Source organism: Synechococcus sp. BA-120 BA3 (genome assembly GCF_034931285.1).
Taxonomy (GTDB): Bacteria; Cyanobacteriota; Cyanobacteriia; order PCC-6307; family Cyanobiaceae; genus Cyanobium.
This window is the reverse complement of record NZ_JAYGHZ010000431.1, coordinates 1-2083: the sequence shown is the minus strand read 5'-3', so window position 1 is coordinate 2083 and position 2083 is coordinate 1. Positions and strand designations below refer to the sequence as shown.

3 protein-coding genes are annotated in these 2083 nt (G+C 71.6%); 1 reads left to right on the top strand and 2 read right to left on the bottom strand.

Annotated elements, in window-relative coordinates:
* A partial coding sequence (locus VB737_RS16455) for an RrF2 family transcriptional regulator (RefSeq protein WP_500314544.1) occupies nt 1–224 on the bottom strand: 224 nt, incomplete at its 3' end.
* Nucleotides 224–1738: a UbiD family decarboxylase gene (locus VB737_RS16450; RefSeq protein ID WP_500314545.1), complete on the bottom strand. Its 1515-nt coding sequence runs from the start codon at nt 1736–1738 to the stop codon at nt 224–226. The genes VB737_RS16450 and VB737_RS16455, both read right to left, overlap by 1 nt.
* Nucleotides 1739–1864: 126 nt before the next feature.
* Between VB737_RS16450 and VB737_RS16445 the strand changes: the two genes are divergently transcribed.
* The coding region (locus VB737_RS16445; protein WP_500314542.1) for a 2-phosphosulfolactate phosphatase at nt 1865–2083 on the top strand (219 nt) is incomplete at its 3' end.

Below are 2083 nucleotides of genomic sequence, written 5' to 3'. Positions count from 1 at the left end.
GCCAGGGGCACCTCGGCGGGCGGACGCCGCAGCCGGTAGCCCCCCTGACGGCCCCGGCGGGCCTCCACCAGGGCGGCCCGACGCAGCTTGAGCATCAGCTGCTCCAGCATCGGGCCGGGCAGGTCCTGGGCTTCGGCCAGGGCGCTCACAGACTGCCAGCGCGGCGGATCGAGGGCCAGCTCCAGCAGGGCCTTGAGGGCGTAGATGCCGCTGCGGCGCAGCATCAGCGGCCGGCCGCCAGGCGCTCCAGGACGTGCTCCAGGGTGTAGCCGAACAGGGCGGGATCGGGCTCGCCGCGGCCCAGATCGTCCAGGCCCAGCTCGCTCCAGCGGCCATCCACCCGGGCCTCCAGGGCGGCATCCCGGCCCAGGGCCTGGCCCCAGTCGTGGCGTTTCTCCGGGCCGATCTTGGTGGTGGCATCAATCGCCAGCCGGCCGCCCAGCCCCAGCCGCTCGCTGGCGAAGTCGAGCGAGTCGAAGGGGGTGTCCTCCAGCACGAACAGGTCCCGCTGGGGATCGACCTGGGCGCTGATCGCCCAGATCACCTGGCGCGGGTCGCGGATCGCGATCGACTTGTCCACCACCACGACGAACTTGGTGTAGGTGAACTGGGGCAGGGCGCTCCAGAAGGCCATGGCCGCCCGTTTGGCCTGGCCCGGGTAGGCCTTGTCGATGGCGATCACCGCCAGCTTGTAGCTGAGGCCCTCCATGGGCAGGAAGAAATCGACGATCTCCGGGATCTGCTGGCGCAGGATCGGCGTGTAGATCCGGTTCAGGGCGATCGCCAGCATCGCCTCCTCCTTCGGCGGACGGCCGCTGAAGGTGGTCAGGAAGATGGGGTCACGGCGCTGGGTGACGCAGTGGAAGCGCACCAGGGGCGAGTCCTCCTCGCCGCCGTAGAAACCCATGTGGTCGCCGCAAGGGCCGTCCGGCAGCACCTCCCCGGGCGTGATCGTGCCCTCGAGCACCACCTCGCTGTGGGAGGGCACCTCCAGATCCAGGGTCTTGCAGCGGGCCAGCCGCACCCCCTCACCGGCGTAGAGGCCGGCGAACAGCCATTCGCTCAGCTGCACCGGGATCGGTGTGGCCGCCGCCATCACCAGCAGCGGATGGACGCCGATGGCCACCGCCACCTCCAGCTTGCGCCCCAGCGCCGCCGCCTTGCGCAGGTGCCGGGCCCCGCCCCGCACGCTCAGCCAGTGGACGGTGGCCGTGTTGATCGACTGGCGCTGCAGCCGGTAGACGCCGACGTTCGGGACTCCGGTTTCCGGGTCCTTGGTGATCACCAGCCCCAGGGTGATCACCCCGCCCGCATCCCCCGGCCAGGGCCGCAGCAGCGGCAGGCGTTCCAGGTTCACCTCGTCGCCGCGCAGCACCTGCTGGTGGCAGGGGGGGGTGAGGTCGAGGTCGGGGCGGGCCCGCACCAGGTCCCAGAACACCCCGCCGAACTTCATCACCTCCTTGAGGCCCTTGGGGGGCCGGGGCTGCTGCAGCAGGGCCAGCTTCTCCCCGAGGGCCTCAAGCTCCTCGGGCCGCTCCATGCCCATGCTCCAGAGCACCCGTTCCACGGTGCCCATCAGGTTCACCGCCACCGGCATGGGGGAGCCGATCACGTTCTCGAACAGCAGGGCCGGCCCACCCATGGCCAGCACCCGGTCGGCGATCGCGGCCAGTTCGAGGTCCGGATCCACCGGCGCCGTGATGCGCCGCAGCTGGCCGCGCCTGTCGAGCAGGGCCATGAAATCCCGCAGGTTCCGCTGCCGCCCCAGGGCTTTGCCGATCCCGTCTGCCACCACCCCCGCCACGTCGTCCTGCGCCGTCGAGCTGCTGCCTACTGTGACGCACCCCCGTGACGATCGCGTTCCGTGCTGCTCTCCTATTTCCACACCTCCGAAGCCGTTCCTCCCCTGCTGCCCCCCGAAGAGGACGGCCCGGACGCCGCCGTGGTCATCGACGTGCTGCGGGCCACCACCACGATCGCCTGGGCCCTGGAGAACGGGGCCGAGGCGATCCAGGCCTTCGCCGACCTCGCCAGCCTCGAGGCCGCCGCCGCCGACTGGCCCGCCGCCCGGCGACTCCGGGCC

Coding starts and splice junctions, on each gene's coding strand:
- VB737_RS16450 (WP_500314545.1), bottom strand. CDS start 1,738: ATGGCCCTGCTCGACAGGCGCGGCCAGCTGCGGCGCATCACGGCGCCG.